Raw genomic sequence first — 20,488 nt, 5'->3', positions numbered from 1 at the left:
GACTGCGACCGAGAAGGAGATGGGCGACGATGAGCCGACACACGGTGCGAGCTGAGCGCGGCAAGAAGTACTGGGTGATCTGGATCGACGGGGTCATCCGGACCCAGGCGAAGCGCGAGCGTGAGATCGAGCTCATGGCCCGTGACTGGCTCTCGTTGATGAACGACGACCGCGATCCGGAGTCCTTCGAGCTCGTCGTCGAGGTGTCGTTGCCCGAAGCGGCACAGGCGCACCTGGACCGCGCGGTGGCGCTCCGCGAGGAATCCGAGCGAGCGCGCATCGAAGCGGCGAAGGAGACGGCCGCTGCGGCGCTGGTGCTGCACGAGTCCGGGCTCACGGTGCGTGAGATCGGACCGCTGCTCCACGTGTCGCACCAGCGAGCACAGCAGTTGGTCGCCGCCGCTCGCTGACCGGGTCAGTCGATGTACTGGTTGCGCCCGACGACACGGATCTGCAGGTCGTCGGTGCGGTCCATCGCCAGGATCTCGCGGGCGACGAAGCCGACGGCCGGCCAGCGGTCCACCTCGGTCACCATGAAGCCGTCGATGAACACCTGCCACGCGCCGCGCTCACGGACCGCCTGCACCTCGTACGTCGCCATGCCGCGAGCGTACCGAAACGGCGCTGTCTTCAGCGAAGTTCGAGTGTCATGTGCACGTCGGCGCGGACGTAGGGGCTCGGCACCAGCTCGTCGCCGCGCAGGTGCCGGAAGCCGAACGCCTCGTACAGGTGCACGGCGCTGGCCAGCTGTGCGTTGCTCTCGAGGTCGATCCGCTGCGCGCCGAGCTCCCGGGCGCGGTCGAGTGCAGCGGCGATGAGCTTCCGACCGGTGCCGTGCCCCTGGTGACCGGGCGCGACGGCCATCTTCACGAGCTCGAACACCCCAGGGGTCGTCGGCACGATGCCGATGCACCCGATCACCTGGTCGTCGAGTCGCGCGACGAAGACGGCGCCGCCGGGCTCGACGACGTGACCGACGGGGTCGCCGAGGAACTTGCGGTCCTCGTCCTCGAGCGCGAAGAACTGCGTGATCCAGGCCTCGTTGAGGACGCGGAACGCCTCGGCGTCAGCGGGGGTGGCGAGGTCGGCGATGGTGACGGTGGAGGTCGCTTCGGGCATGGCTCCATCCTCCGACCCGGATGAGGTCACGTCCAATACTCGTTCGCGTCGATCGATAGGCTGCGTGCATGGATCGGGATCCGGACGTCGACCTCCGCCAGCTCCGCGCGTTCCTCGCCGTGGCCGACGAACTGCACTTCGGGCGCGCGGCCGGGCGCCTCCGCATCGCGCAGCCGGCGCTGTCCCAGCAGATCCGCCGCACCGAGCGCGAACTCGGCGTCGACCTGTTCGTCCGGACGAGCCGCAGCGTCGCCCTCACCGCCGCCGGCCAGGTGCTGCAGGGACGTGCGCGGTCGTTGCTAGGGCAGGTGCGCCGTGACCTCGACGAGACGGTCCGGGTCGGTCGAGGTGAGGCCGGCCGGCTCGACGTCGGGTTCGTCGTCTCCGCGCTGCCCCTCGGGCCGATCGAGCGGGTGCAGGCGTTCCGCGAGCGGTACCCGCTGGTCCGTGTGGACCTGACCGAGGGCTACTCGTCGACGCTCCTCGCCCGGATCGTGCGGGGCGAGCTCGACCTGGCCGTCGTGCGCGACCCGGATCCGGATCCCGCCGTGCGGCTGCTGCCGTTCCGGACCGAGGCGTTCGTCGCGGCGGTCCCACGCGGACACCGGCTCGCGGGCCGTGCGGCGATCCGCGGCACCGAGCTCGTGGACGAGCCGTTCGTGTTCTTCCCCGCCGTGGCCGGTTCGCTCGCGACCGAGCGGAACCTCGCCCCGGTCACCGCCGGTGGCCGACGGCCCGCGGTCGTGCAGGAGGCCACGACCTGGGCCACCGTCCTGCACCTGGTGGGCGCGGGACTCGGCGTGACCGTCGCTCCGGAGAGTGCCGCGCTCGCCGCACCGGACACCGTCGTGCTGCTGCCGCTGACCGACAGCGATCACCGCAGCGAGCTGTCATGGGCGATGCGCGCCGACGACGACCGCGAGATCCTGCGCAACTTCGTCGAAGCCGACTGAGCGACGCCGACTGAGCGACGCCCGGCTGGAAGCGCTTCGCTCAGCCGAGCGCGAGCGCGAGCACGGGCGCCCGGTGGTCGCCGAGCTCGTCGACGTGCCACGGCCGTGCACCCCGCAGGGTCAGCCCGAGCTGCACGAGCACGAACCCGACGTGGGGCTCGACGTCCGGGTCCCACGGACCCTCGACCCCGAGGCCGAACGCACCGAGTTCGTCGTCGGCCTCGTCGCGCAGGGTGAGGCGCCAACGGCCGTCGCCGAGTTCCTCGACCACGGCCCAGCGGGCGGTGCCGAAGCGGCTCACGCCGACTTCATGATGTCCGCGGTGAAGTTCTGCACGCGCTGCAGCAGCGAGGCACCGCGCATCGCGATCGTCGCCGGCGGGTTGAGGTGCGGGGGAGCGGTGCGGATGAGCATGGAGCACCCGAGGTCCTCGCAGATGTAGGTGCCGATCGTGTTGCCGTTGCGCCCGGCCTCGCCCGCACGGGGTGCCGAGAACAGCCGCACCTGCGTCGCCGGCTGGGGGGAGTGGCAGAACGAGCACATCGCGGCGATGCCGGCGCGCAGGGATCCGCCCGCGGACCGCACGATGATGCCCACGGGGCGGTCGTCGATCCAGGACACGATGTACCCGCGGCGGGCGGCCTGCGGGTCGCGCCAGCCCAGGAACTCGCGCTCGTCCCAGAGCATCTCGTGCAGGCCAGGGATCGGCAGCTGCTCGAGCTCGTCGGGGGTGGCGTTGACGAACGAGGATCGGATGTCGGCTTCGGTCAGTGGCTTCACGGTCCGATCACCATATGCCTCGCCTCCGACACGTGCTCGCTCAGGACAGACGTTCGGGCGACGGTGCGGTCTCGGATCGCCCCGTCAGGACAGACGGGAGGCGCGGATCGCCCCGAGCGCGCTGCTCTCGTCCGCCACCAGGACGGCCCGGCGCAGGGCGTCGCGTCCGACACGTCGGGCTGCGGCGTCGTCGGCGGCGAACTCCACCAGGACGCGCGTCGAGCGCGCCATGGCGCGCGCACCGGGCACCCACGGGACCGCACGTTCGATCGATTCGGCGACCGCGACCGCAGCCGCGTGGTGCTGGGTCAGGTGGGCGCGCTCGTGGGCGACCACCGCCTCCAGTTCGTCCGTCCGCAACCGGTCTGCCAAGCCGGTGCTGACCAGCACACCGCCGCTCCGCCCGGGCACGGCGCAGGCCAGGGCGTGGTCCGCGTCGACGACGGCCACCGGGGTGCCGTCGATCTCGCGGTGCGGCGCGACGCCGGAGCGCATGGCCTGGCGGACGGCCTCGTGCTCGGGTCCGGGCCGGACGCGGACGGCGACGACGAACGCGATGACCGCGAGCAGTGCGACGCCGACGTTGAAGCCGTGCGTGGGGGAGCCGTCACCGCCGAGGAGTTCGGTGAGCGGGCGGTCGGCGAGCACGACGAGGGCGATGCCGGCGACGAACCCGACGACGCCGAGCAGCACCGCGAGCGACCAGCAGACCAGGGCGGTGCGCGGGCGGTCGATGGTCCAGGCGGACCGGGTCAGCACCCTCGGGGCGAACACGACCACCAGCAGGGCGAGGACGATGAGCGCGATGCCGGCGACGACCACGGAGCGACCCCGGTCAGGAACGTGCGCGGGCGTCGAGGGCGCGGCGCAGGGCCTCGAGGTCGTCGGAGGCGAGCGAGCCGGTGAACTGCAGCAACGCTGCTTCACGGTCGGCCGAGGCGGCGAGCGCACTCGACATGAGGGACGCGGTCTGTTCGTCGCGGCTGTGCACGGCACGGAAGCTCAGCGGGGCGTCGTCGTGCTCCTGCCGCTCCACCTGGCCCTTGCGGCCGAGCCGGTCGAGGACGGTGAGCACGGTGGTCAGCGCCGGCCGGGGCTCCGGGAAGGCATCGAGCACCTGTCGTGCGGTGAGGCCGTCGGTCACGGAGCGGAGCGCGTCGAGCACCGCTTGCTCGAGCTGCCCCCTGGGGCGTGATCGCTGTCCGGCCATCCCCGCATTCTACGAGATGTCGAAGGCCGGCACGCGACACACGTTCGTAACGCGGTCTCGGTATGCTCAGCGCGGACAACTGAACACACCGGCCGCTCATCCGTCGCGGGAGACGCCGTGCAGTGCCAACGGGTACATCGTGCCCACGGGCGCATCGTGCCCTCGGGCGCATCGTGCCCTCGGGCGCACGCACGGCACCGAAGGAGCAATCCCCCCGTCAATCTCTCAGGTCCCACACCGCAGCGGACAGGCCACTCTGAAAAGCAGACGCTCAGTCGTCTCGCCCACGGTGAAAGCCGCCGGACCTCACGGGCCGCGGTGAAACTCTCAGGCCCATGACAGAGGGGGAGTTCCACCCGGCGATCGTCGCCGGGCCCTGCTGATGCCAGGAGAACTCCGCCATGAGTCCGACGCCACTGCGTTCGTCCCCGCTCGAACCCGCGCACGAAGCCGCCGGTGCGACCTTCACCGACTTCGCCGGGTACCGCATGCCCGTGCGGTACTCGTCCGACCTCGCCGAGCACCACGCCGTGCGCCAGTCGGCCGGGGTCTTCGACCTGTCGCACATGGCCGAGATCGGCGTCACCGGTCCGGACGCCGTCGCGTTCCTCGACCACGCGCTCGCCGGCTCCTTCGGCGCGATGCCGCTCGGCCGCGCGAAGTACTCCCTGCTGCTCGCTGAGGACGGCGGGATCCTCGACGACCTCGTCGTGTACCGCACCGACGACGACGTGTTCCTCGTCGTCGCGAACGCCTCGAACCGCGAGGTCGCCGTCGCCGCACTGTCCGCGCGCACCGACGGCTTCGACGTCGCGGTGTCGGACGACTCGGACAGCACCGCACTCGTCGCGATCCAGGGCCCCGCGGCCGCCGGCACGCTCGACGCCCTCGTCGTCGCCGACCGCCTGCAGCCGGAGAGCCCCCTCGACGACCTCGGCTACTACCGCGCCCTGCACGCCGTGTTCGACGGCTCCGAGGTGCTCGTCGCCCGCACCGGGTACACCGGCGAGGACGGCTTCGAGCTGTACAGCGCACCCGAGGTCGCCCCGGCGATCTGGGACGCGCTGCTCGAGGCCGGCGCCGACCGCGGTGTCGTCCCCGCCGGGCTCGCGGCGCGCGACACCCTGCGGCTCGAGGCCGGCATGCCCCTGTACGGGCACGAGCTCGGCACCGACGTGCGCCCCGCCCAGGCAGGCCTCGGCCGCGTGGTCGCCAAGAGCGGTGACTTCGTCGGCGCTGCCGGGGTCGCGCCGTCGGACGACGCCCGCGTGCTCGTCGGGCTCGTCACCGAGGGCCGCCGCGCCCCGCGTGCCGGCTACGACGTGGTCCACGACGGCGCGGTCGTCGGCACCGTCACCTCGGGAGCCCTCTCGCCGACGCTCGGCCACCCGGTCGCGATGGCCTTCGTGGACCCGGCGCTCGCCACCGAGGGACAAGTCCTGCACATCGACGTCCGCGGAACGGCCATCCCCAGCACCGTCACCGCGTTCCCCTTCTACCGCCGTCCTCAGAAAGGCTGATCCCGTGAGCGACCAGACCGCACTCCAGTACACCGCCGACCACGAGTGGCTCCTCGTCGAGGGCGACACCGTCACCGTCGGCATCACCGACCACGCCGCCGAGCAGCTCGGTGACGTCGTCTACGTCGAGCTCCCCGCCGTCGGCACCGCCACCACCGCGGGCGAGCAGATCGGCGAGATCGAGTCCACCAAGAGCGTCGGTGAACTCTTCGCGCCGATCGAGGGCGAGGTCGTCGCGGTCAACGACGCCGTGGTCGATGCCCCCGACACCGTCAACCAGGACCCGTTCGGCACCGGCTGGCTCGTCAAGATCAAGGTCGACGGCACCTCGTTCCCCGAGGACCTGATGGACCACGACACGTACCGGGCGTCCATCGCATGACCGGCCCCGACGACCAGCGGGGGTTCCAGAACCTGCAGACCTCGTTCGCCGACCGCCACATCGGCACCACTCCGGCCGACCAGCAGACGATGCTCGACACCGTCGGCCGGCCGTCGCTCGACGCCCTGGTCCGCGCCGCGATCCCGGAGTCGATCCACGCAGCACCCGTCACCGACTCGGTGATCCCCGCCGCCGTCGGCGAGACCGAGGCGCTCGCCGAACTCCGCGCCAAGGCCGGGCGCAACACCGTCCGCCGGGCCATGATCGGCCTCGGCTACCACGGCACCCACACCCCCGCCGTGATCCAGCGGAACGTGCTCGAGAACCCGAGCTGGTACACGGCCTACACGCCGTACCAGCCGGAGATCTCGCAGGGCCGGCTCGAGGCGCTCATCAACTTCCAGACGATGGTCTCCGACCTGACGGGCATGGCCACCGCCGGCGCCTCGATGCTCGACGAGGGTACCGCCGTGGTCGAGGGCATGCTCCTCGCCCGCCGCGCGTCCAAGGTCAAGGGCGACGCGTTCCTGGTCGACGACGACCTGCTGCCGCAGACCCGCGCGCTGCTCGACCACCGCGCCGACGCCGTCGGTATCACGCTGCGTGCGTTCGACCCTGTCACCGGGCCGACCGACGCCCAGCTCGACGGGGCCTTCGGCGTGATCGTGCAGTACCCCGGTGCCTCCGGTCGGATCGTCGACCCGTCGTCGATCATCGAGCGCGTCCACGCCGGCGGCGGCATCGCCGTCGTCGCGGCCGACCTGCTCGCCATGACCCTGCTCGCCAGCCCCGGTGACCTGGGTGCCGACGTCGCCGTGGGCACGAGCCAGCGCTTCGGCGTCCCGCTCGGCTTCGGCGGCCCGCACGCCGGGTACCTCGCCGTCCGTGCCGGTCTCGAACGCCAGCTGCCCGGTCGCCTGGTCGGGGTGTCCTTCGACGCCGACGGTGCGATGGCCTACCGCCTCAGCCTGCAGACCCGCGAGCAGCACATCCGCCGCGAGAAGGCGACGAGCAACATCTGCACCGCGCAGGTCCTGCTCGCCGTGATGGCCTCGATGTACGCCGTCTACCACGGGCCCGAGGGGCTGCGCTTCATCGCGAACCGGGTCGCCCGGACGACGTCGGCGCTCGCCGCGGTCGCCCGTGACGCCGGGCTCGAGGTCGTGCACGACGCGTTCTTCGACACGCTCACCCTGCGGGCCACCGGTCGCGCCGGGGCGATCGTCAGCGCAGCGCAGGACGCCGACTTCCTGCTGCACCAGGTGGACGAGGACGTGTTCCAGCTCTCCGTCGACGAGACGACCACGCCCGACGACGTCACCCGACTGGCGGGCGTGTTCGGGGCGGTGGACGTGACCGTCCCGGCGACCGAGGCGGCCGTGCGGGACGCGGCCACGGGCCTCCCGGCCGGTCTGCTGCGCGAGAGCGAGTACCTGACGCACCCGGTCTTCAGCGCACACCGCAGCGAGACCCGCATGATGCGGTACCTGAAGCACCTGGCGGACAAGGACTACGCGCTCGACCGGGGCATGATCCCGCTCGGCAGCTGCACGATGAAGCTCAACGCGGCGACCGAGATGGCCGCGGTGACGTGGCCGGAGTTCGCGAACATCCACCCGTTCGCGCCGCGCGGCGACGTCGAGGGCTACCTCGACATGATCGGTGACCTGGAGTCCTGGCTGGCCGAGGTCACCGGGTACGACACCGTGTCCCTGCAGCCGAACGCCGGCAGCCAGGGTGAGCTCGCCGGACTCCTCGCGATCCGCGGGTACCACCTGGCGAACGGCGACACCGAGCGCACCGTCTGCCTCATCCCGTCGAGCGCGCACGGTACGAACGCCGCGTCCGCGGTGCTCGCCGGCATGAAGGTCGTCGTGGTCGCCTGCGACGAGAACGGCAACGTCGACCTCGCTGACCTCCGCGCGAAGACGGAACAGCACGCCGACACCCTCGCGGCGCTGATGATCACGTACCCATCGACCCACGGCGTGTACGAGCACGACATCCGCGAGATCTGCGACGCCGTGCACGACGCCGGCGGGCAGGTCTACGTCGACGGCGCGAACCTCAACGCCCTGCTCGGCCACGCCCGCTTCGGCGACTTCGGCGGCGACGTCTCGCACCTCAACCTGCACAAGACCTTCTGCATCCCGCACGGCGGCGGCGGACCCGGTGTCGGTCCGGTCGCGGCGAAGGCGCACCTGGCGCCGTACCTGCCGGGGCACCCGTTCGCGCAGCAAGCCGACCGACGGCCCGGTTCGACCGCGGCCGAGGCCGACGACCGCCTGGCGCACGCCGGCGGCCCGGTCAGCGCGGCACCGTACGGCAGCCCGAGCATCCTGCCCATCACGTGGACCTACGTCCGGATGATGGGGCTCGAGGGCCTCACCCGTGCGACCGAAGCAGCCGTGCTCGGGGCGAACTACATCGCGGCCCGCCTGCGCGACGCGTTCCCGGTGCTCTACACGGGCGAGGACGGCCTCGTGGCACACGAGTGCATCCTCGACCTGCGGCCGTTGCGCGACACCACCGGCATCACCGTCGACGACGTCGCGAAGCGCCTGGTCGACTACGGCTTCCACGCCCCGACCATGTCGTTCCCGGTCGCCGGCACCCTGATGGTGGAGCCGACCGAGAGCGAGGACCTGGCCGAGCTCGACCGGTTCGTCGACGCGATGCTCGCCATCCGTGCCGAGGCCTCGGCCGTGGAGCGCGGGGAGTGGCCGGCGGACGACAACCCGCTCGTGCACGCCCCGCACACGGCGTCCTCGGTGATCTCGGGGGAGTGGGAGCACGCCTACACCCGCGAGCAGGCCGTCTACCCGCTGCCGGGCATCAGCGGCCGCAAGTACTGGCCGCCGGTGCGCCGGATCGACCAGGCGTACGGCGACCGCAACCTGGTGTGCGCGTGCCCGCCGGTGGAGGCGTTCGCCTAGCGACCCGCGTCCACCGGCGTGACGGGCAGGTGCTCCGCCCACCAGGCGAGGACGTGCTCGAACCGCTGCACGCGGTGCCACGGCGTGCCGGAGCGGGAGAGCTCGTGGCCCTCGCCCGGGAACACGAGGAACGATGCGTCGGCCCCTGCGCGCCGGAGGGCCACGAACTGGCGCTGCCCCTGCTCGATCGGGCAGCGCCAGTCCGCTTCCGAGTGCGCGACCATGAACGGGATCGTGACCTGCGCGGCGTACGTCAGCGGGCTGCGGCGACGCTGCTCTTCCGGGTCGGCGCCGACGTACGCGTCGGCGAAGTACCAACCGATGTCGGAGCTGCCCGCGAACGAGTCCCACGCGTTCACGGCGCGCTCGCTCCACGCGGCGACGAACCGCTCGCCGTGGTGGGCGGCGACCCAGCTCGTCATGAACCCGCCGTACGAGCCGCCCATGATGCCGACGCGTGCCGCGTCGAGGTCGGGGCGCTCGAGCGCTGCGTCGAGCAGGGCGAGCACGTCGTCGACGTCGACGGTGCCCATCGCCCCGATGACCGCGCGGCCGTGGTCGAGGCCGTACCCGCCGGAACCGCGCGGGTTGCCGATGACGACGGCGTACCCGGCACTGGCGTAGACCTGCGCCTCGTCGAAGAACGCCCAGGTGTCCTGGCCGAACGGTCCGCCGTGCACCACCCGGAGGACGGGGTGCGGCCCCTCGCCCTCGGGCAGGACGACCCAGCCGTGCACCGGGGTGCCGTCTGGAGCTGTGCCGGTGAGCTCCTCGATGCGGCGGACACCGGGGGCCGATGCCTCGGACCGGAGCGGGGCCGCGTAGTCGGTGAGCACCGTGGGTACTGCATCGCCGGACGCGGTCAGGTCGACCACGTGCACCTCGCCGGGCGAGTCCGTCGTGGCAGCCGTGGCGACCAGGACGTCCCCGTCGACGTCGAAGCCCGAGACGACCAGGCGGCCGCCGAGGACGACCCCCAGCTGGTCCAGCCGGAGCGGAGCCGTCGTGCCGGCCGGGACACGACGGACGGTGACGGTGCCGCGGTCGAGCACCTGCACGAGGACGTCGTCGCGGTGGAACACCGGCATCCCTGCGACGTCGACCGTCTCGCGGGCGGTCAGTCGGACCGGTTCGGAGTCGTGCGCCGCGACCCACAGCCCTTCGGGTTCGCCGACCAGTCGCCCGTCGCGGTGCGACGCCCCGACGTAGTGGACGGTACGGTCCGGGGCGATCGCGATCGCGCTGACCGAGCCCTCGGTCCGGACCGCCAGCGCCATCGTGCCGTCGGACGCGTCGACGCGGTACAGGTCGTCGTCGTGGCTCTCACGCACACCGAGGTCTCGCGGGGCGACGACGAGGAGCGCGCCGCCGTCCGGGTACCAGGCCGGTGCGGAGACCGAGCAGGGCGCACTCGTGAGCGGGGAGTCCACCGGTGCCGCTGCCGGGTCGGTGACGTCGACGACCACGATCTGCTGCGGCTTGTCGAGCAGGTACCCCGTGCCGTCGACGTGGAAGTCGAGCCGGGACACGAGCCGCGGCGCCTCGGCGGCCGCTGCCGGGCGACGGTCGCCGCCGGGGACTGCGGAGCCGTAGCGTCCGGGTTCGGGGAAGCGTGCGGTCACGGCGACGCGTGTCGAGTCGGGGGACCAAACGGGGTCGCCGGCACCGAGGGGGAGCGCGGTGACGACGCGGGCCTCGCCGCCGTGCACCGGTGCGACGGCGAGCTGCGGGTGTGCGACGCCGTGGTCGTCCTGGACGGACCGGAGGAAGGCGAGCGAGCGACCGTCGGGGGACAGGGCCGGCGAGGAGTCGCGGTCACCGGACGTCCAGCGGACCACGCCCTCGGCGGTCACGCGCTCGATGGTGCTGCGGTACGCGTCCTGTTCGAGGTCCGGACGCGAGACGGCGACGAAGGCCGCTCCGCCGTCCCCGGGATCACCGCTGACGGTGGGGGAGGAGGGGACGTGGAGATGGGGGATGTCGTTCGCGAGCACGTGTTCACGGTACGGCTGGTGCGGCGCGGATGCCCGGGTCCTGAGGGGGACTCGGAACAGGTCTTCCTTGCACAGAACTGTGTCGCAGTGCAACAAGTTTCATGCAGATGCAACAAAAGCGCGAGGGCGTTCAGCAAGCGCGCGAATCTTGCATCTTCTCGCAAGGATCGTGCAAGTTGGTTACCGGCTTGTAACCGTTCGCTCCAGGGTTTGGAGGCTGCTGTCCACCTTGCCTACAGTGCAGATGTCAAACGCGCCCGGGTGACACCGCTGTGCCCTTGCGCGTCCCATGCACCAGGAGGAACCTTGATCAAGAAGCGCGCCGGGCTCACAGCCCTCGCCGTGCTCGGGGCCACAGCACTCGCCCTGACCGCCTGCTCCAGCAACAGCAACAGTGGGGGTGGCTCGGGCTCGTCCAACGCCTCCGGCATCGTCACGACCAACGGCAGCGAGCCGCAGAACCCGCTGATCCCGTCGAACACCACCGAGACCGGTGGCGGCAAGATCATCGACTCGCTCTTCGAGGGCCTCGTGTCCTACGACGCCGACGGCAAGTCCGTCAACGAGGTCGCGAAGAGCATCGACACCGATGACTCGAAGACCTTCGACATCAAGCTGAACACGAACTACACGTTCACGAACGGCGAGAAGGTCACCGCGGAGTCCTTCACCAAGGCCTGGAACTGGGCCGCGCAGAAGTCGAACGCCCAGGGCGCCAGCTACTTCTTCGAGAACATCGAGGGCTACAACGCCGACAAGGACTCGGAGCTCACGGGCCTCAAGGTCGTCGACGACGACGAGTTCACCGTCACGCTGAAGTCGGCCCAGTCGGACTTCCCGCTGTCGCTCGGCTACTCGGCGTTCGTGCCGCTGCCGTCCTCGTTCTACGACGACACCAAGGCGTTCGGTGAGAACCCGATCGGCAACGGTCCGTACAAGCTCGACGGCAAGAAGGCCTGGACGCACAACCAGTCCATCAAGCTCGTCACCAACAAGGACTACGAGGGCAAGCGCAAGCCGAAGAACGGTGGTCTGACGATCACGTTCTACGCTTCGCAGGACACCGCGTACTCCGACGCGCAGGGCGGCAACCTCGACGTCCTCGACGCCGTGCCGGACAGCGCCTTCAAGACGTACAAGTCGGACTTCCCGGACTCGAACGTCAACCAGCCGGCCGCCATCTTCCAGGCGATCTACCTGCCGTACTACCTCGACCACTGGAAGGGCGAGGAAGGCACGCTCCGTCGTGAGGCCGTCTCGATGGCCATCAACCGCAAGCAGATCACCGACAAGATCTTCGACGGCACGCGCACCCCGGCGAAGGACTTCACGTCGCCGGTCATCGCGGGCTGGAACGACGACCTCGACGGCTCCGACGTCCTGGACTACAACGAGTCCGAGGCCAAGAAGCTGTGGGCCGAGGCCGACAAGATCTCGAAGTACGACGACACCCTCACCATCACGTACAACGCCGACGGTGGGCACGAGGCGTGGGTGACCGCGGTCACGAACTCGATCTCGAACACGCTCGGCATCAAGGCCGAGGGCAACGCGATCCCGACGTTCCAGGAGGCCCTTGACCTCCAGACGAACGACAAGCTCACGGGCGGCAGCCGCACCGGTTGGCAGGCCGACTACCCGTCGCTGTACAACTTCCTCGGCCCGACCATGGGTGAGGGCTCGTCGAACAACTACTCGCGGTATGACTCCAAGGAGTACAACGAGCTGCTCGCCGAGGGCCGTTCGGCCGCCACGGTCGAAGAGGGCAACAAGGCCTTCGACCAGGCCCAGGAGCTCCTGTTCAAGGACCTCCCGGAGATCCCGCTCTGGTACTCGAACGTCACCGGTGTCTGGAACGCAGACAACGTGTCCAACGTGAAGTTCGGTTGGAACTCGGTGCCGCTGTACTACGACATCGAGGTCAAGAACTGATCTAGGTCTCCCAGAGACCAAAGCGCGAGCAGGTATCCTGCCTCGCGACCACCGGACGGGGGTTCGGGGACCACAACGGTCCTCGAACCCCCGTACCTCGGCGGCAACACCTCCCCACCACATCGGGCGCCGCCGCCCGAACCGGACATCCGTGCCGACCCTCGGAACGTCCACCCCTCACCACAATGAACCTGATCGACATCGCTCCGGACCGGGCAGGGATCTGATGCTCTGGTACCTCGGCAAGCGCCTCCTGCAACTCATCCCCGTGTTCTTCGGGGCCACGTTCCTCATCTACTTCATGGTGTTCTCGCTGCCCGGCGACCCCATCGCAGCGCTGTTCGGCGACCGCCAGCCGTCGCCGCAGGTCATCGAGACCCTGCGCCAGCAGTACAACCTGGACAAGCCGTTCATCGTCCAGTACCTGCTCTGGATCGGCGGGGTGTTCCGCGGCGACCTCGGCGTGACCTACTCGGGTCTGCCGGTCAGCCAGCAGCTCGCCTCGGCGTTCCCGATCACCGCTCGCCTCGCGATCCTCGCGCTCGTGTTCGAGGCCGTCGCCGGCATCGTCGTCGGCGTCATCGCGGGTCTGCGCAAGGGCAAGCTCTTCGACGCCACCGCCCTGGTCGTGTCGCTCCTGCTCATCTCGGTGCCGACCTTCGTCGTCGGGTTCGTGCTGCAGTACGTGTTCGGCATCAAGCTCGGGTTGTTCCGGGTCACGGTGTCCGGGCAGGCGCCGTGGGACGAACTGATCCTGCCGGCGATCGTGCTGGCGTCCGTGTCGTTCGCCTACATCGTGCGGCTCACCCGCGCGAGCGTGGCGGAGAACACCACGGCGGACTTCGTGCGTACCGCGACCGCGAAGGGCCTGCCCCGTCGTCGTGTGGTGGGCGTGCACATCTTCCGGAACTCGCTCATCCCCGTGGTGACCTACCTGGGTGTCGACATCGGCAACCTGATGGTCGGTGCGATCGTCACCGAGGGCATCTTCAACATCAACGGTGTCGGCGGCACGGTGTTCCGCGCCGTCAAGCTCGGCGAGGGCCCGACGGTGGTCTCCTTCGTCGCCGTGATGGTCATCATCTTCATGCTCGCCAACCTCCTGGTGGACCTGCTCTACGCCGTCCTGGACCCGAGGATCCGCTATGCCAAGTAACGCCGCACCCCGCTCGGCGACGCACTTCGTCGCCCCGCTGGAGGAAACGCCCCTGCAGGCGATCGACCAGGTCAACGAGGACGAGAAGACCCGTTCCCTGTGGACCGACGCCTGGGAGTCCATGCGGACCCGCCCGACGTTCTGGATCTCCTCGATCCTGATCCTGCTGATCATCGTCGTCGCGGTCTTCCCCGGGCTCTTCGCCCACGTCGACCCGCGTGCGTCGAACCTCGACAACAGTGACGGCGGACCCGAGGCCGGGCACATCCTCGGCTTCACGCGTCAGGGTTCCGACGTCTACGCCCGCGTGATCTGGGGCGCCCAGAACTCGCTCATCGTCGGCATCGTCGCGACGGTCCTGGTGTCCATCGTCGGCATCGTGATCGGTGCGCTGGCCGGGTTCTACGGCGGCTGGCTCGACACGATCGTGTCCCGCATCGGTGACATCTTCTTCTCGATCCCCACCGTCCTCGGTGCGATCGTGATCATGTCCGTCATCCCCGCGCGGAACGCGATCACCGTCGCGCTCGTGCTCTCGGCCTTCGCGTGGCCGCAGATCGCCCGCATCATGCGCGGTGCCGTCCTGAGCGCCAAGCAGGCCGACTACGTCATGGCGTCGGCGGCCCTCGGCGTCAGCCGGTTCCGGACGCTCGTGCGCCACGTCATCCCGAACTCGTTGGCTCCGGTCATCGTGGTCGCGACCGTGTCGCTCGGCACGTTCATCGTGGCCGAGGCGACCCTGTCGTTCCTCGGCATCGGACTGCCGCCGTCGGCCCTCAGCTGGGGTCTCGACATCGGCACGGCGCAGACGTCGATCCGCACCAACCCGTCGACGATCTTCTGGCCGTCGGCCGCGCTGTCCATCACCGTGCTCGCGTTCCTGCTCCTCGGTGACGTGGTGCGCGACGCGCTCGACCCGAAGGCGAGGGCCCGCCGATGAGCGAGACGCTGACCAACCCCACCGGCCGACGCACCAACGCCGACGGCGCCCCGCTGCTCGAGATCCGCAACCTGCAGGTCGGCTTCAAGACGCAGTCCGGTCTCGTGCAGGCCGTGCGCAGTGTCGACCTCACCCTCGAGCAGGGCGAGCGTCTGGCCATCGTCGGCGAGTCCGGTTCCGGCAAGTCGACGAGCGCCCAGGCGATCATCAAGCTGCTGCCCGGCACCGGTCAGGTCACCGGCGGGTCGATCAAGTTCAACGGGCGCGAGCTCGTCGGGCTGAGCGACAAGGAGATGTCCGAGATCCGCGGGAAGGAGATCGGCTACGTCCCACAGGACCCGATGTCGAACCTCAACCCGCTGTGGTCGATCGGTTTCCAGGTCGAGGAGGCGATCCGTGCGAACGGCATGGCCACCGGCAAGAAGGCCGTCCGCGACCGTGCGATCGAGGTCCTGAAGGAAGCGGGCCTCGGCGACGCCTCGACCCGCCTCAAGCAGTACCCGCACGAGTTCTCCGGCGGTATGCGACAGCGCGTGCTCATCGGCATCGGTCTGTCGAGCCGCCCGCAGCTGCTCATCGCCGACGAGCCGACGAGCGCGCTCGACGTCACGGTCCAGCGCGTCATCCTCGACCACCTCGAGAGCCTGACCCGCGACTTCGGCACCTCGGTGCTGTTCATCACGCACGACCTCGGCCTCGCCGCCGAGCGGGCCGAGAAGCTCGTCGTGATGTACAAGGGCCAGGTCGTCGAGGCCGGTCCCTCGAAGGAGATCCTGGCCAACCCGCAGCACCCGTACACGCAGCGCCTGGTCGCCGCGGCGCCCTCGCTCGCGAGCCGCCGCATCCAGTCGAAGGTGCAGCACGAGCGCATCGAGATCGCCGACGCCGGCAACGACGACGCCGAGCTCATCGCCCGGGCGCAGGAGCGCGAGCACCGTCCCGCCGAGGACCTCATCGTGGTGAAGAACCTCGAGAAGATCTACAAGCTGCGCGGCAAGAGCCTCGCCACCCGCGAGCTCAAGGCCGTCGACGACGTGTCGTTCGCGATCCCGAAGGGCACCACCACGGCGCTCGTCGGCGAGTCCGGTTCGGGCAAGTCGACCGTCGCCAAGCTGGTGCTGCAGCTCGAGAGCATCTCGAGCGGCACCGTTCAGTTCGACGGCATCGACATCGGCGCGCTGAAGGGCAAGGACCTCTTCGACTTCCGCCGCCGCGTGCAGCCGGTGTTCCAGGACCCGTACGGCTCGCTGGACCCGATGTACAACGTCGGGAACACGATCGCCGAGCCGCTCGCCACGCACAAGGTGGGCGACAAGGCATCGCGCCGGGCCCGCGTGCTCGAGCTTCTCGACCAGGTCGCGCTGCCGAAGTCGATGGTCAACCGCTACCCGAACGAGCTCTCGGGCGGGCAGCGGCAGCGCATCGCCGTCGCCCGGGCGCTCGCGCTCAAGCCGGAGGTCATCGTCCTCGACGAGGCCGTCTCCGCGCTCGACGTGCTCGTGCAGGGGCAGATCCTCGACCTGCTGACGGAGCTGCAGACCGAACTCGGCCTGACCTACCTGTTCATCACGCACGACCTGGCGGTCGTCCGCCTGGTCGCGGACAACGTGTGCGTCATGCGCCAGGGCAAGATCGTCGAGAAGGCGACGACCGACGAGGTCTTCGCCGCCCCGAAGGAGCAGTACACGAAGGACCTCCTGGCTGCCATCCCCGGCGCCGGGTTCGAGTTCGGACGCTGATCCTGCTGGACACGAACGAGGCCGGACGTCCCGTCGTCCTCCGCGCTGGTCGCGGAGGCGCCGTGGCGGCCGGCCTCGTCGCCGTCCTGGGCCTCTTCCTGCTGGTCGACGCGGCGGTGCGCGGCAGCTGGATCGTGGTGCTCGACGCCGTCGGACCGATCGCCGTGCTGGTCTGGGTCCTGTGGGTGCTCACCTACCGCCCGTGCATCCGCATCGACGACACGGCCGTCACCGTCGTCAACCCGCTCCGCCGCACCGTGGTGCCGTGGCACGCGGTCGCCGACGTCAAGCTCCGCTGGCAGATCGTCATCGAGACGGTCGCCGGCCGTCGCGTGCAGTGCTGGGGCGGTCCGTCGCTGCCCCGGCCGAAGCCGGCCCGGCGCGGCGAGCGTGCCGTGCTGCGCCAGCCGGACGAGATGACCGTGCTGCTCGACCGGTGGGCTGAGCAGCGTGCCGTCGCCAGTGACGGCGACGCCGTGCGCGGCTGGGACGTGCCGGCCCTGGCGGTCGGCGCAGCGGCGCTGGCGCTGCTCGCCGCCTCGCTGCTCAGCCTGTGGCTGGGAGCCTGACGCGGCTCGCGATCGCGACCACGAGACGGACGGGAGGCCCGGCGCACGACGTGTGCCGGGCCTCCCGTCCGTCCTCTGGTCACGTCCACTGCCGCGCTTGGTGAGCAGAAATGGTCGGGTCCGCGAACGGGACCCGACCATTCCTGCTCACGATGTGGAGCGGTGAACGTGACCAGCGTCGTCAGACGACCGCGCCGACCCGCTCGGTGAGCAGGTGCTCCTGGTCGGTCTGGATGCACGCGACGCCGCGGCCGTGCACGTCCTGCAGGCGTGGGTCGACGGTGCGGCACTGTTCCTGCCGGCCCTCGTCGAGGAGCTGGTAGAGCGGGCAGCGGGTGCGGAACCGGCAGCCGTCGATGCGCTCGGTGGGGGAGGGCAGGTCGCCGTCGAGCAGGATCCGCCCGCGGGCGGCCTCGGCGGACGGGTCCGGCACCGGCACGGCCGACAGCAGGGCCCGCGTGTACGGGTGCTGCGGGTCGGAGAACACCTTGTCGCCGTCGCCGTACTCGACGATCCGGCCGAGGTACATGACCGCGACGTCGTCGGCGATGTGCCGGACGACGGACAGGTCGTGCGCGACGAACAGGTACGACAGGCCGAGGCGGTGCTTCAGGTCCTCGAGCAGGTTGATCACGCCGGCCTGCACCGAGACGTCGAGCGCCGAGACGGGCTCGTCGAGCACGAGGATCTTCGGTTCGACGATGAGCGCCCGGGCGATGCCGATGCGCTGCCGCTGGCCACCGGAGAACTCGTGCGGGTACCGGTCGATGTAGCTCGGCTCGAGCCCGACGAGCTCGAGGACCTCGCGGACCCGGCGGCGGATCTCGTCCTTCGCGACCCCGTGCACCGTCAGCGGTTCACCGATCACCGAACCGATGTCGAGCCGGGGGTCGATCGACGCCATCGGGTCCTGGAACACGACCTGGATGTCGCGGCGGATCGCCAGGCGGTCCTTCTTCGACAGCGACGCGGTGTCGACGCCGTTCACCCGGATGGTGCCCTGCTGGGCGCCGGCGAGCTCGAGGATCTCCATGATCGTGGTGGTCTTACCGCAGCCGGACTCACCGACCAACCCGAGCACCTGCCCGCGCTTCAGCGTCAGGGAGATGCCGTCGACCGCGTGCACCTCGCCGATCTGCCGCCGGAAGAGCGCGCCCTTGGTGAGCGGGAACGTCTTGACGACGTCGGTGAGCTCGAGCACGACGTCGTCGCCGTGGTCGACCGCCGCCTCGGGGATGTCCTCGGGGCGGGGGAAGATCTCCGACCGCTCGAGGGTGCCCGCCGCGATCTCGTCGCGACGGATGCACGCGGCGGTGTGGTCGTCGAGCAGCGTGCCGTTGCCGATCGTCGGGACGGTCCCGGTCAGGACCGGGTTGTCGCCGCTCTGCGGGACGGTCGGCTCGACCAGCGCGGGCTCGCCGTCGCGGCAGGCGTCGATGACCGCCGGGCAGCGGTCGGCGAACGGGCAGCCGGTCGGCTTCTGCGTGAGCAGGGGCGGGCGCCCCTCGAGCGGGACGAGTCGTTCGGTGCGGGCCGCGGTCATGTTCGGCATCGAGCGGAGGAGCCCGATCGTGTACGGCATGACGGGCTCGCGGAAGAGCGGCTCGACCGGAGCCGTCTCGACGATGCGGCCCGCGTACATCACGGCGACGCGGTCCGCGTTGCCGGCCACGACACCGAGGTCGTGCGTGATCAGGACCACGGCGGCGCCGGTCATGTCCTTCGCCGTCTGCAGCACGTCGAGGATCTGCGCCTGGATCGTGACGTCGAGCGCGGTGGTCGGCTCGTCGGCGATGATCAGCTTCGGGTCGTTCGCGATGGCGATGGCGATCATCGCCCGCTGCCGCATGCCGCCGGAGAACTCGTGCGGGAACGCGTCGAGGCGCCGAGCGGGGTTCGGGATGCCGACGACGCGCAGCAGCTCCTCGGCGCGGGTGCGGGCGGCGTGCTGGGTGAGGGAGCGGTCGTGCAGTCGCAGCCCCTCGATGATCTGCTGGCCGATCGTGTACACGGGCGTCAGGGCGGACAGCGGGTCCTGGAACACCATCGCGATGTCGCCGCCGCGCAGGCGGGACATCTCGCGGTCGTTCTTGCCCAGGAGCTCTTGGCCGTCGAAGCGGATGCTGCCCTCGACGTGGGCGGACGACGGGAGCAGACCCATCACGGCCATCGAGGACACCGACTTGCCGGAGCCGGACTCGCCGACGATCCCGAGGAACTCGCCGGGGGCCACCGTGTAGTCGACCCCGCGGACGGCGTAGACGGGCTTGGTCTTCGGGTTGAACGTGACCGACAGGTCGGACACGGTCAGCAGCGGCTCAGTCACGGTTGGCTCCGGAGGTGGGGTCGATGGCGTCGCGCAGGGCGTCGCCGAGCAGGCTGGTCGAGAGCACGGTCGCGACGAGGGTCGCGGCGGGCAGGACGAACAGCCACGGGCGGGTGACGGCGGATTGGCTGCCGGCGGCGAGCAGGGTGCCGAGCGAGACGTCGGGGATCTGGATGCCGAAGCCGAAGAAGCTCAGCGAGCTCTCCGCCAGGATCGCGGCCCCGACGCCGAGCGTCGCGTCGATGATGAGCAGGGACGCCACGTTCGGCAGGATGTGCCGTCGGATGATCGTGAACGAGGGGACGCCCATGAAGCGGGCGGCCTTGACGTAGTCGCGTTCGCGCAGGGACATCGTCTGGCCGCGGATGACGCGAGCCATCACCATCCAGCTGAACACCGCGAGACCGACGATGAGCGCCACCCACGTCAGGTTCTTGAACACCGGGCTGAGGAGCACGAGCGCGTAGAACGACGGGATCACGAGCAGCAGGTCGATGACCCACACGAGCACGCGGTCCACGGTGCCGCCGAAGTAGCCGGCGATCGCACCGACGATGCCGGCGATCAGCGTGGCGGCCGGACCGGCGATGAGGCCGATGAGCAGCGACTTCTGCAGGCCGACGAGCGTCTGCGCGTAGATGTCCTGGCCGATGTCGTTCGTGCCGAACCAGTGCGCGGCGCTCGGCGGCATGCCGAACGCCAGACCGTCGGAGTCGACGGCGTTCCAGTGGTACAGGTGCGGGCCGACGAAGGCCCACAGCAGGATGAGCAGCAGGGCGCCGCCACCGATGCGGGCACGCCAGGTGCCGAACACCTTGCGCCAGAGCGGCGTGCGGCCGCCCTTGACCTCGATGACGTGCGCCGGGGTGCCGGCGTTGCCGTCACCGGGGTCGCCGGCAGTGGTCGTGGTCGTGGGGTCGAGAACAGACACG

General features: G+C 70.3%; 19 protein-coding genes and 1 riboswitch. Of the genes, 10 read left to right on the top strand and 9 right to left on the bottom strand.

What is annotated here, in order from left to right; translation table 11 throughout:
* Positions 1 to 29: 29 nt before the first annotated feature.
* Positions 30 to 410, top strand: coding sequence for a hypothetical protein (locus M4960_RS10655; RefSeq protein WP_248704212.1), 381 nt, complete (start codon positions 30 to 32; stop codon positions 408 to 410).
* Positions 411 to 415: 5 nt separating this feature from the next.
* On the opposite strand, the gene M4960_RS10650 is transcribed toward M4960_RS10655, so the two are convergent.
* Complete coding sequence (locus tag M4960_RS10650) at positions 416 to 601, bottom strand: hypothetical protein (RefSeq protein ID WP_123313312.1); 186 nt, start codon at positions 599 to 601, stop codon at positions 416 to 418.
* 29 nt (positions 602 to 630) lie between these two features.
* On the bottom strand, positions 631 to 1,119 hold the full coding sequence (locus M4960_RS10645; RefSeq protein WP_248704211.1) for a GNAT family N-acetyltransferase: 489 nt from the start codon (positions 1,117 to 1,119) through the stop codon (positions 631 to 633).
* A 68-nt stretch (positions 1,120 to 1,187) separates the two neighbouring features.
* On the opposite strand from M4960_RS10645, the gene M4960_RS10640 reads away from it, so the two are divergent.
* Positions 1,188 to 2,072, top strand: a complete 885-nt coding sequence (locus M4960_RS10640; RefSeq protein ID WP_248704210.1) for a LysR substrate-binding domain-containing protein — start codon at positions 1,188 to 1,190, stop codon at positions 2,070 to 2,072.
* A 40-nt stretch (positions 2,073 to 2,112) separates the two neighbouring features.
* On the opposite strand, the gene M4960_RS10635 is transcribed toward M4960_RS10640, so the two are convergent.
* From M4960_RS10635 to M4960_RS10620, 4 genes are all read right to left on the bottom strand, one after another.
* Positions 2,113 to 2,373, bottom strand: coding sequence for a hypothetical protein (locus M4960_RS10635; RefSeq protein ID WP_123294124.1), 261 nt, complete (start codon positions 2,371 to 2,373; stop codon positions 2,113 to 2,115).
* Positions 2,370 to 2,852: an FBP domain-containing protein gene (locus M4960_RS10630; protein WP_123673093.1), complete on the bottom strand. Its 483-nt coding sequence runs from the start codon at positions 2,850 to 2,852 to the stop codon at positions 2,370 to 2,372. Before M4960_RS10630 ends, M4960_RS10635 begins: the two co-directional genes overlap by 4 nt.
* Positions 2,853 to 2,936: 84 nt before the next feature.
* Positions 2,937 to 3,674, bottom strand: a complete 738-nt coding sequence (locus tag M4960_RS19740) for a M48 family metalloprotease (protein WP_111084961.1) — start codon at positions 3,672 to 3,674, stop codon at positions 2,937 to 2,939.
* A 13-nt stretch (positions 3,675 to 3,687) separates the two neighbouring features.
* Positions 3,688 to 4,062, bottom strand: coding sequence for a BlaI/MecI/CopY family transcriptional regulator (locus tag M4960_RS10620; RefSeq protein WP_111084962.1), 375 nt, complete (start codon positions 4,060 to 4,062; stop codon positions 3,688 to 3,690).
* A 246-nt stretch (positions 4,063 to 4,308) separates the two neighbouring features.
* A riboswitch (glycine riboswitch) is annotated at positions 4,309 to 4,414 on the top strand.
* A 49-nt stretch (positions 4,415 to 4,463) separates the two neighbouring features.
* On the opposite strand from M4960_RS10620, the gene gcvT reads away from it, so the two are divergent.
* The 3 genes from gcvT to gcvP are packed head-to-tail and all read left to right on the top strand — an operon-like array spanning position 4,464 to position 8,900.
* Positions 4,464 to 5,582, top strand: a complete 1,119-nt coding sequence (gcvT, locus tag M4960_RS10615; protein WP_123294122.1) for a glycine cleavage system aminomethyltransferase GcvT — start codon at positions 4,464 to 4,466, stop codon at positions 5,580 to 5,582.
* A gap of 4 nt (positions 5,583 to 5,586) precedes the next feature.
* Positions 5,587 to 5,964: a glycine cleavage system protein GcvH gene (gene gcvH / locus M4960_RS10610; RefSeq protein WP_123938974.1), complete on the top strand. Its 378-nt coding sequence runs from the start codon at positions 5,587 to 5,589 to the stop codon at positions 5,962 to 5,964.
* Positions 5,961 to 8,900, top strand: coding sequence for an aminomethyl-transferring glycine dehydrogenase (gene gcvP, locus M4960_RS10605; RefSeq protein WP_248704209.1), 2,940 nt, complete (start codon positions 5,961 to 5,963; stop codon positions 8,898 to 8,900). The genes gcvH and gcvP overlap by 4 nt, the downstream gene beginning before the upstream one ends.
* On the opposite strand, the gene M4960_RS19735 is transcribed toward gcvP, so the two are convergent.
* Entirely contained in the window at positions 8,897 to 10,894 is a 1,998-nt protein-coding gene (locus tag M4960_RS19735) for a S9 family peptidase (protein WP_248704208.1), read from the bottom strand. The genes gcvP and M4960_RS19735 overlap by 4 nt on opposite strands.
* Before the next feature lie 306 nt (positions 10,895 to 11,200).
* Here M4960_RS19735 and M4960_RS10595 point away from each other — a divergent pair, with 306 nt between their 5' ends.
* The 5 genes from M4960_RS10595 (at position 11,201) to M4960_RS10575 (ending at position 17,230) form a co-directional block, all read left to right on the top strand.
* Entirely contained in the window at positions 11,201 to 12,826 is a 1,626-nt protein-coding gene (locus M4960_RS10595; RefSeq protein ID WP_173169489.1) for an ABC transporter substrate-binding protein, read from the top strand.
* Between the two features lie 226 nt (positions 12,827 to 13,052).
* A complete protein-coding gene (locus M4960_RS10590) occupies positions 13,053 to 13,982 on the top strand; it encodes an ABC transporter permease (protein ID WP_111084968.1) in 930 nt (309 codons plus the stop codon).
* Positions 13,972 to 14,922 (top strand): ABC transporter permease, encoded by a 951-nt coding sequence (locus M4960_RS10585; protein ID WP_173169490.1) that lies wholly within the window; start codon positions 13,972 to 13,974, stop codon positions 14,920 to 14,922. The genes M4960_RS10590 and M4960_RS10585 overlap by 11 nt, the downstream gene beginning before the upstream one ends.
* On the top strand, positions 14,919 to 16,661 hold the full coding sequence (locus tag M4960_RS10580) for an ABC transporter ATP-binding protein (RefSeq protein ID WP_123294116.1): 1,743 nt from the start codon (positions 14,919 to 14,921) through the stop codon (positions 16,659 to 16,661). Before M4960_RS10585 ends, M4960_RS10580 begins: the two co-directional genes overlap by 4 nt.
* A gap of 62 nt (positions 16,662 to 16,723) precedes the next feature.
* Positions 16,724 to 17,230: a PH domain-containing protein gene (locus M4960_RS10575; protein ID WP_248704207.1), complete on the top strand. Its 507-nt coding sequence runs from the start codon at positions 16,724 to 16,726 to the stop codon at positions 17,228 to 17,230.
* Positions 17,231 to 17,411: 181 nt separating this feature from the next.
* Here M4960_RS10575 and M4960_RS10570 read toward each other — a convergent pair whose 3' ends face one another.
* Positions 17,412 to 19,556, bottom strand: coding sequence for a dipeptide ABC transporter ATP-binding protein (locus tag M4960_RS10570; protein WP_123294114.1), 2,145 nt, complete (start codon positions 19,554 to 19,556; stop codon positions 17,412 to 17,414).
* Positions 19,549 to 20,487, bottom strand: a complete 939-nt coding sequence (locus M4960_RS10565; RefSeq protein ID WP_123294113.1) for an ABC transporter permease — start codon at positions 20,485 to 20,487, stop codon at positions 19,549 to 19,551. The genes M4960_RS10570 and M4960_RS10565 overlap by 8 nt, the downstream gene beginning before the upstream one ends.
* Position 20,488: the final 1 nt, after the last annotated feature.

It is taken from the genome of Curtobacterium sp. MWU13-2055, from assembly GCF_023242305.1.
In the GTDB taxonomy this organism is placed as follows: Bacteria; Actinomycetota; Actinomycetes; order Actinomycetales; family Microbacteriaceae; genus Curtobacterium.
Note: the sequence above shows the minus strand (reverse complement) of the source record. Positions and strands in the feature narration are given on the sequence as shown.

Coding starts and splice junctions, on each gene's coding strand:
- M4960_RS10655 (WP_248704212.1), top strand. CDS start 30: ATGAGCCGACACACGGTGCGAGCTGAGCGCGGCAAGAAGTACTGGGTG.
- M4960_RS10650 (WP_123313312.1), bottom strand. CDS start 601: ATGGCGACGTACGAGGTGCAGGCGGTCCGTGAGCGCGGCGCGTGGCAG.
- M4960_RS10645 (WP_248704211.1), bottom strand. CDS start 1,119: ATGCCCGAAGCGACCTCCACCGTCACCATCGCCGACCTCGCCACCCCC.
- M4960_RS10640 (WP_248704210.1), top strand. CDS start 1,188: ATGGATCGGGATCCGGACGTCGACCTCCGCCAGCTCCGCGCGTTCCTC.
- M4960_RS10620 (WP_111084962.1), bottom strand. CDS start 4,062: ATGGCCGGACAGCGATCACGCCCCAGGGGGCAGCTCGAGCAAGCGGTG.
- gcvT (WP_123294122.1), top strand. CDS start 4,464: ATGAGTCCGACGCCACTGCGTTCGTCCCCGCTCGAACCCGCGCACGAA.
- gcvP (WP_248704209.1), top strand. CDS start 5,961: ATGACCGGCCCCGACGACCAGCGGGGGTTCCAGAACCTGCAGACCTCG.
- M4960_RS10590 (WP_111084968.1), top strand. CDS start 13,053: ATGCTCTGGTACCTCGGCAAGCGCCTCCTGCAACTCATCCCCGTGTTC.
- M4960_RS10585 (WP_173169490.1), top strand. CDS start 13,972: ATGCCAAGTAACGCCGCACCCCGCTCGGCGACGCACTTCGTCGCCCCG.
- M4960_RS10580 (WP_123294116.1), top strand. CDS start 14,919: ATGAGCGAGACGCTGACCAACCCCACCGGCCGACGCACCAACGCCGAC.